Origin of the sequence: Kitasatospora sp. NPDC093558, assembly GCF_040683475.1 — a bacterium.
In the GTDB taxonomy this organism is placed as follows: Bacteria; Actinomycetota; Actinomycetes; order Streptomycetales; family Streptomycetaceae; genus Kitasatospora.
On sequence record NZ_JBFBDY010000370.1, the window covers coordinates 1 to 6,266 of the forward strand.

Annotated in this window: 6 protein-coding genes and 1 pseudogene; 1 reads left to right on the forward strand and 6 read right to left on the reverse strand. The window is 74.2% G+C overall.

What is annotated here, in order from left to right; all coding sequences use genetic code 11:
- Nucleotides 1-523: pseudogene (locus AB0O00_RS26580) on the forward strand (rRNA cytosine-C5-methyltransferase); the annotation flags it as partial.
- Between the two features lie 91 nt (nt 524-614).
- Here AB0O00_RS26580 and AB0O00_RS26585 read toward each other — a convergent pair.
- From AB0O00_RS26585 to AB0O00_RS26610, 6 genes are all read right to left on the reverse strand, one after another.
- Nucleotides 615-1,130: a hypothetical protein gene (locus tag AB0O00_RS26585; protein WP_363655840.1), complete on the reverse strand. Its 516-nt coding sequence runs from the start codon at nt 1,128-1,130 to the stop codon at nt 615-617.
- Nucleotides 1,131-1,279: 149 nt separating this feature from the next.
- Complete coding sequence (locus tag AB0O00_RS26590; protein ID WP_363655842.1) at nt 1,280-1,600, reverse strand: sulfurtransferase TusA family protein; 321 nt, start codon at nt 1,598-1,600, stop codon at nt 1,280-1,282.
- A 405-nt stretch (nt 1,601-2,005) separates the two neighbouring features.
- Nucleotides 2,006-4,261, reverse strand: a complete 2,256-nt coding sequence (locus AB0O00_RS26595) for a hypothetical protein (protein WP_363655844.1) — start codon at nt 4,259-4,261, stop codon at nt 2,006-2,008.
- Between the two features lie 71 nt (nt 4,262-4,332).
- On the reverse strand, nt 4,333-4,860 hold the full coding sequence (locus tag AB0O00_RS26600) for a MarR family transcriptional regulator (protein WP_363655846.1): 528 nt from the start codon (nt 4,858-4,860) through the stop codon (nt 4,333-4,335).
- 71 nt (nt 4,861-4,931) lie between these two features.
- Entirely contained in the window at nt 4,932-5,285 is a 354-nt protein-coding gene (locus tag AB0O00_RS26605) for a DUF6204 family protein (protein WP_363655848.1), read from the reverse strand.
- An 84-nt stretch (nt 5,286-5,369) separates the two neighbouring features.
- Nucleotides 5,370-6,032, reverse strand: a complete 663-nt coding sequence (locus AB0O00_RS26610; RefSeq protein WP_363655850.1) for a hypothetical protein — start codon at nt 6,030-6,032, stop codon at nt 5,370-5,372.
- Nucleotides 6,033-6,266 lie beyond the last annotated feature (234 nt).

Genomic DNA, 6,266 nt, shown 5'->3' on the forward strand with positions numbered 1-6,266 from the left:
CCTCGCCGCCCAGCGCGGCGCGGGCCTCGTCGCCAGCGAGAAGCAGCCGCACCGGGCCCGGCTGGTGGCGCGGGCCCTGGAGGGCAACCCCGGCCCGTACACCGTGATCGCGGCGGACGGGACGCGGCCGGCCTGGCGCTCCGGCGCCTTCGACCGTGTCCTCGTGGACGTGCCCTGCTCCGGGCTCGGCGCGCTGCGCCGCCGGCCGGAGGCGCGCTGGCGCCGGCGGCCCGCGGACATCGCCGCCTTCGGGCCGCTCCAGCGGGACCTCCTGCGCTCCGCCATCGAGGCCACCCGGGTGGGCGGCGTCGTCGGCTACGCGACGTGCTCGCCGCACCTCGCGGAGACCCGGGCCGTCGTCGACGACGTGCTGCGCGCCGAGGGCGGGCGCGTCGAGTGGATCGACGCCCGGCCGCTGCTGCCCGGCGTGCCCGCGCTGGGGGACGGGCCGGACGTGCAGCTCTGGCCGCACCTGCACGGGACGGACGCGATGTACCTGGCGTTGCTGCGCCGGACGGCCTGAGGCTGTCGTTGCTGCGTTTTTGCGTGAGCTCTACTGCGTGAGCTTGTGGGCCGCGCGTCCGCTTCGGCGGGCGTGCGGCGCTCGCGTTTCGTCAACCGGCCGGATTCTCGCGGGTGTTGGCTCGGGGCGTCCGGCGGGTGTGGTGCGGCGGGAGCGGGTGTGGGTTCGGGAGGCTCGTGAGGAGGGCGTGCGCCTGGGCCTGGAGGCGGTCGATCGGCGGGTCCTCGCAGATCACCTCCAGCCCGAGGGCGGTCGAGTGGCCCCGGTGGTAGTACGACTGGTAGGCGAGGTACGGGCGGTGGTTGTCCGCCGGGTCGAGTCCGACCGTGAAGGTCGCGAACAGGGTGCGCCCGTCCCCGGTCCTTCCCTTCTCGTCGCACGAGAGGTGCCACTCGAACTCGTACGGCTCGGGCCCGGCCGGCAGGTCCAGCAGCGCCTGGGCGAGGCGGCGGACGTCGTCGGGGCCGTCGAAGGGGATCGTTTCCGAGTGGACGGGCGCGGCGGCGAACAGCTCCCACGCCGACCCGTTGCGGATGACGCTCAGGTGCCAGTCGCCCCGGCGATCGTGCCACCGGCAGTCGAGGATCGGGTCCTGATCCGCGTCCAAAGCGGTCAACCTCCTTATGCCGCTTGGTCGTTCGACGCCCCCATGGTGGCACACCGGCGGGGCGGGCGGCATGGTGGGCCGGCCGCGACCGTCGGTCTTCGGCCGCTTCGTGTGCCGCTTCGTCAGTCAGTCAGTCAGTCAGTCGGCCGTCAGTCGGTCGTCGGGCTGTCGGCGGGCTCGGTGTGCCAGGGGCGGCCGGGGCGCGTGGGGACGGCGGTGGCGGTGAGGCGGATCGCGTATACCTCGCGGTCGGTGGCCGGGTGGGGGACCGGGCCGAGGTACTCGTGGCCGGTCAGGTGGCACCAGGCCGGGAGGTCGAGCGGGGCGGCCGGGTCCGTGGTGTGGATGTGGACCACCGTGCCGGCCGGGTGGCCCGCTATGTGACCGCGCAGGCGAAGCAGGAGCTGTACGCAGAGCAGGCCGGTGCCGTCGATGCTCAGGCCGGGGGCGGGGTGCTGGGCGGTGGTCATCGGGGCGGTCTCCTGTAGGGGCGGGCAGCGGACTGCGGGGTCGGGTCGCTCAGCTGGTGACGCGCCAGAGGCGGCGGGGCAGGTCGCCCTCGTCGAACGGGTGCACCTCGGCGAGGTCGAGCGCCTTGCCGCCGTCGCTGCCGTGCGTCATGAGGGTGCCCCTCGCGGTGGTCCGGGTCGGTGGTGCGTGTCCAGCCTAGGTCGTTGTTTGTGGGCGACCGGCGGGAGGGGTGGCGTCGCGTACGGCGGGCCGGGGCGCATGGTTTCGGACACGACGATGCCGGGGTGCTGTGGTGGGCACCCCGGCATCGGGCGTGAAGTCTGGGGCGAGGAAAGCGAACGGACTAGGGTCAGGGAAGTGAGAAGGAAGCCCGTTCATGGCCTCGCCGGGGAACACGGTATCAGTCAGGCGGGGATCAGGTCGCGCAGGTTTTCCGGGGTGATGACGACCGAGTCCGGGTGCAGGCCCTCGGGGCGTGCCAGGCCGATGTAGGTGACCGGGCCGGGCGGGGGCGGGTTGCCGCCCGCGCCGCCCGCGCCGCCCGCGCCGCCCGGGCCGGTCCACAGGGTGGTGGTGGGGGCGGCCATGAGGTCGGCGAGGTAGCGGACGGTGAGGTACTCGCGCCCGACGATGCCGCGCACCAGGGTGGCGACGGAGACCCGGTTGCCCTCGACGCGGTTGGCGTCCGGGCTGCCCTGGAGGTACAGGTGCAGCCACTTGGCGTGCCAGCGGCCGTCCGGGGTGCGGACGAAGGCGAGGGGGAGGGCGACCTTGCCCGGGCCGCGGAGGTCGGACTTCACGCGGACGGTGCGCGGCTCGAACGGGAGGCCCTGCTGCTCGGCCTCGCGCAGCATGTAGCCGAAGAACGACTCCTCGACCTGCTCGAAGCCCTCGCCGGAGTAGATGTTGACCTGCGGCACGATGTAGCTGCCGCGGGCCGCGCCCAGGCGCAGGTTGATGAACTCCGAGGCGCCGTTCGGGGCGTTCGTGACGTCACCGGAGTGCTCGCCCTCGACCTCGCTGAGCTGGGTGTAGGAGAGCCAGGTGACCGTCCGGAAGTCGTCGTCCAGGAGCAGTGCGGAGAGGTCGAAGTCGGTGGTGTGGCTGGTCTGCTTCCAGTAGACGAAGAAGCGCAGCAGTTCGCCGTCGACGGGGGACAGGGAGCCGCGCGGGAGCACGCCGAGGCCGGCGGCGCTTGCCTTGCCGCTGAGGGGGAGGGCGACGTCGAGGACGGCCGGGTCGATCAGCAGGTGCTCGGGAGTGGGCAGGCGGCGGCGCAGTTCGGCGTCGAGGACATCGATCAGGTGCTTGCGCTCGGCGGCGGGCAGGGGCGGGCGGGCGTCGCCGGTGACCCACGCGCGGCCGAGGCGGGTGGCGAAGAAGCGGCGGGTGGGGGCGGCGGGGGGCGTGTTAGCGGCGTTGTCGGCGTCGGCGTGGTTCCCGTCGGTGCGGTTGTGCAGGTGCTCGCGGACGGAGAGCAGGACGCGGCCCGCCGTGTGCGGGGCGGCCTGTTCGGCGGCGGACACGACGGTGTCGCGCTCGTCCCGGGTGCGGCACGCGCGCAGCAGCCGGTCGAGGGCGCGGAACAGCTTGCCGGGGGCGGCGGTGAGCAGCCGCACGGCAGCCGTCACGTCGTCGGCGCGGAGGAGCTCCTCGACGCGGCTGTCGAACGAGCGGGCCTCCTGCTCGCCGCGGGCGACGGCGAACGCCTCGGCGGCGTGCGGGAGTCGCGGGTACTCGTGGGGGTGCAGGCGCTCGCCGAGGCGCTTGAACGCCTCGCGGTGGGCGGTGATGTCGGCGAGCTTGGCCGGGTTCTCGGCGATGACCGCGTCGAGGCCGGTGAGCAGGGCGCGGCGGACGCGCCGGGAGAACGAGCGGAAGCGTGTCCGCTCGGCGAGCGTCACGTCGCCGTTGGAGAGTGCGCAGGCGAGGCGCAGCACGTCCGTCGCGGTGTCGAGGAGGAGCCCCGCGCCGGCGTCGAGGCGGGCGAGGTTGACGACGGCGCGGTTCTCGCGGACCGGGATCGCCTCGGGCTGGGGGCCGTTGACGCAGTGCGCGGCGAGGGCGCCGAGATCGGCCAGGGCCTCCTCGCCGAGCGGGGTCGCGCTGCCGGCCAGCGCCAGGTAGAGGGCGGTGATCTCGTCGTCGAGGGTGCCGCCGGGGTGCAGGACTGTCATCCGGTCGCCCGCGGCGGCGATCAGCTCGTCGTGGGCGGCGAGCAACTCGGCGTACGTGTGCCGGTAGTTGCCGTAGGTGGGGAGGGTGAGCAGGTCGACCACGCCGGTGCTCAGCTGGGCGATCGTGCTCTCGCGGGTGGTGTCGTCGGCGAGGGCCTCGGCGATGCACCACGTCCAGAACTCGAAGGTGTCCGGGACGTTGGCGGGGAAGTCGATGAAGTAGGCGTTGTGGGCGACGTGGTCGCCGACCATCGCGCGGACGGTGTCCAGCGTGCGGGCGGCGGTGGCGACCACGGTGGCCTCTGGCAGCTCCGACAGGTGCTCTAGCAGGCCCGCCGAGAGCTTGAAGCCCACGGACATCAGCGCGGCGTCGAACTGCCGTGCCGCATCGGCCCCTTGGCCGTCGGCGGCGGTGAGGGTGCCGGCGGGGAGGGGGAGTCGGTGGGTGTGCCGGACGACGAGGGTTTCGAGGTGCTGCGCCATTCGGGCATGATCCCAGAGCCGCGCCGGGCGGCGCATGCGGGTTTCCGGGGAGGGCGTGCGCGGGTCAGCGGTCAGCGGAGGGGGCGGGCGTGGGGGCCGGTGAGGGGGCCGAGGAGTGCGGCGAGGGTGGTGAGGTCGCCGGCGGGCCACTGGGTGAAGACGTCGGCGGCGACCTGGCGGGCGGTGGTCCGCATCTCGGCGAGGCGCTCGCGGCCGGTCGGGGTGAGGGCGGCGTAGGCGACGCGGGCGTCGCGCGGGGCCGGCTCGCGGGTGACCAGGCCGATGCGTTCGAGCGGGGCGAGGCCGCGGGTGACGCCGGAGGCGGTCAGGCCGAGGGCCTCGGCGAGGTCGACGCGGCGCATGCGGCCGCCGGGGGCCTCGCCGAGCCGCAGGAGCATCGTGAAGTCGGAGAGGCTCACGCCGTGCAGGCCGCTGAGGCTCGCGTCGAAGCGCTTGACCAGGGTGGCCTGGGCGCGGACCAGGCGCAGGGCCGTGTCCAGGGGGTCGGGGTTCGGCGGGTTGGGGTTCGGCGGGTCGGTCTGCGGCGGGTTGGGGGTCGGCGGATCGGGGGTCGGCGGGTCGGTCTGCGGGGCTGTCATTGCCACCTCCTTGAGCGCTCAAGCATATACGGGGGCTGAGCGGTCAAGGAGGTGGCGGGAGGGGGAGGGGGTTAGCTGGTGGCGGCGGCGCGGCGTTGGCGCTTGCCGAGCGGGGCCTGGGAGAGGTCCTCGGCCTGGGTGCGGAGGTTCTTGAAGCCGTAGCCGCGTTCGGTCAGCCAGGCCTCGGCGGCCTGCTCGGCGCGCTCGGTCGCGTCGAGGATGTCCTCTTCCTCCTCGCCGGAGTCCAGGAAGCGGAAGGTGAAGGCGGAGCGGGCGGTGAGGTCGTAGGCGAGGTGGCCCTCAGGGGTGAAGGCCGCGTGCAGGATGTCGTGGTCGGCGGCATCGGCGAGGAGCTCGGCGCGCTGTTCGGGGCTCAGGCCGTCGAAGACGCCGCGCACCATGATGCGGAAGGTTCGAGTGGTCATCCTCCGACGATAAGCAGGGCGAGCGGTCGGCGGCCACGGGATTCCGGTGGCGGCCGACCGTGCCCCGGGCCGGTCATGGGCCGGTCACGGGGTGGGCAGCTCGGTGTGGTGGACGTGGTACCCGCCCTCGACGACCGGGTTGAAGGGGGCCGGGGCCATGCAGGTGCCGGTTATGCCGGGCCGGGGCTGCCCGGCGGCGTCCAGGTCCATGTTGACCACGCCCCACGAGAAGCCGAAGCGGTCCTTGCCCTTGCCGTGGCCGTCGTAGACGCTCAGGCCGATCCGCTCGCCGACGGGCCGGACGTCGGACTTGGTGACGACCGCGGTCAGGGTGGCGACCGGGCCGCCGGTGACCAGGCAGTCCACCGCGGCCTCGGCGTGGCCGACCTGGCCGGTGGCGGCGACCCGGTGGGAGATGGTGACGGTGCCCCGGGCGTCGGTGGGCAGCCCGTGCGCCAGGGCGGGGATGTCGGGGAACGGCCGGCTGAACGGAACGGCCCGGGCGTCGACGGTGAACCGGATCTCGTCGTCCGGCGCGTAGTCGAACACGATGCGGCCGGAGCCGCTGACGCTCGCCGGTCGGGCGTGTGACTGCGCGTCGGCGCCCTGGGCGGGGACCGCGGCCGTCATCGTGGTGATGGCGAGCGCCGCGGCGGCTGCGGCGATCGCGGTGCGGATGCGGCGGCGGGCGCCGGGACGGGTGCTGGCGTCGGTGCTGGTGGTGCTGCTGGTGGTGGTGCGGGACACGGTGGGCTCCTCCCCTGCGGCGGCCCTGGTGGCCGCCGTTTCGATGCCCCCAAGCCTGGCCGCCGCACCCCCTCCGAGACATGTGCCGATCGGCACTACTTCGGCCCGACGTTGCGTCACCTCCCCTGCTGAACGGCAGGGTTCGCGGCAGCTCAGGCTCGCGCGGGCAACGGGGTGCAGACCCGGCCCGTGGCGAGCGCGGACGGTTCGGCGCCGAGGGCCGCCAGCGTGAAG

Excerpts from the sequence above, each read along its gene's own strand:
- AB0O00_RS26590 (WP_363655842.1), bottom strand. The coding sequence starts at position 1,600 with ATGACCACCGCCCAGCACCCCGCCCCCGGCCTGAGCATCGACGGCACC.
- AB0O00_RS26595 (WP_363655844.1), bottom strand. The coding sequence starts at position 4,261 with ATGGCGCAGCACCTCGAAACCCTCGTCGTCCGGCACACCCACCGACTC.
- AB0O00_RS26600 (WP_363655846.1), bottom strand. The coding sequence starts at position 4,860 with ATGACAGCCCCGCAGACCGACCCGCCGACCCCCGATCCGCCGACCCCC.
- AB0O00_RS26605 (WP_363655848.1), bottom strand. The coding sequence starts at position 5,285 with ATGACCACTCGAACCTTCCGCATCATGGTGCGCGGCGTCTTCGACGGC.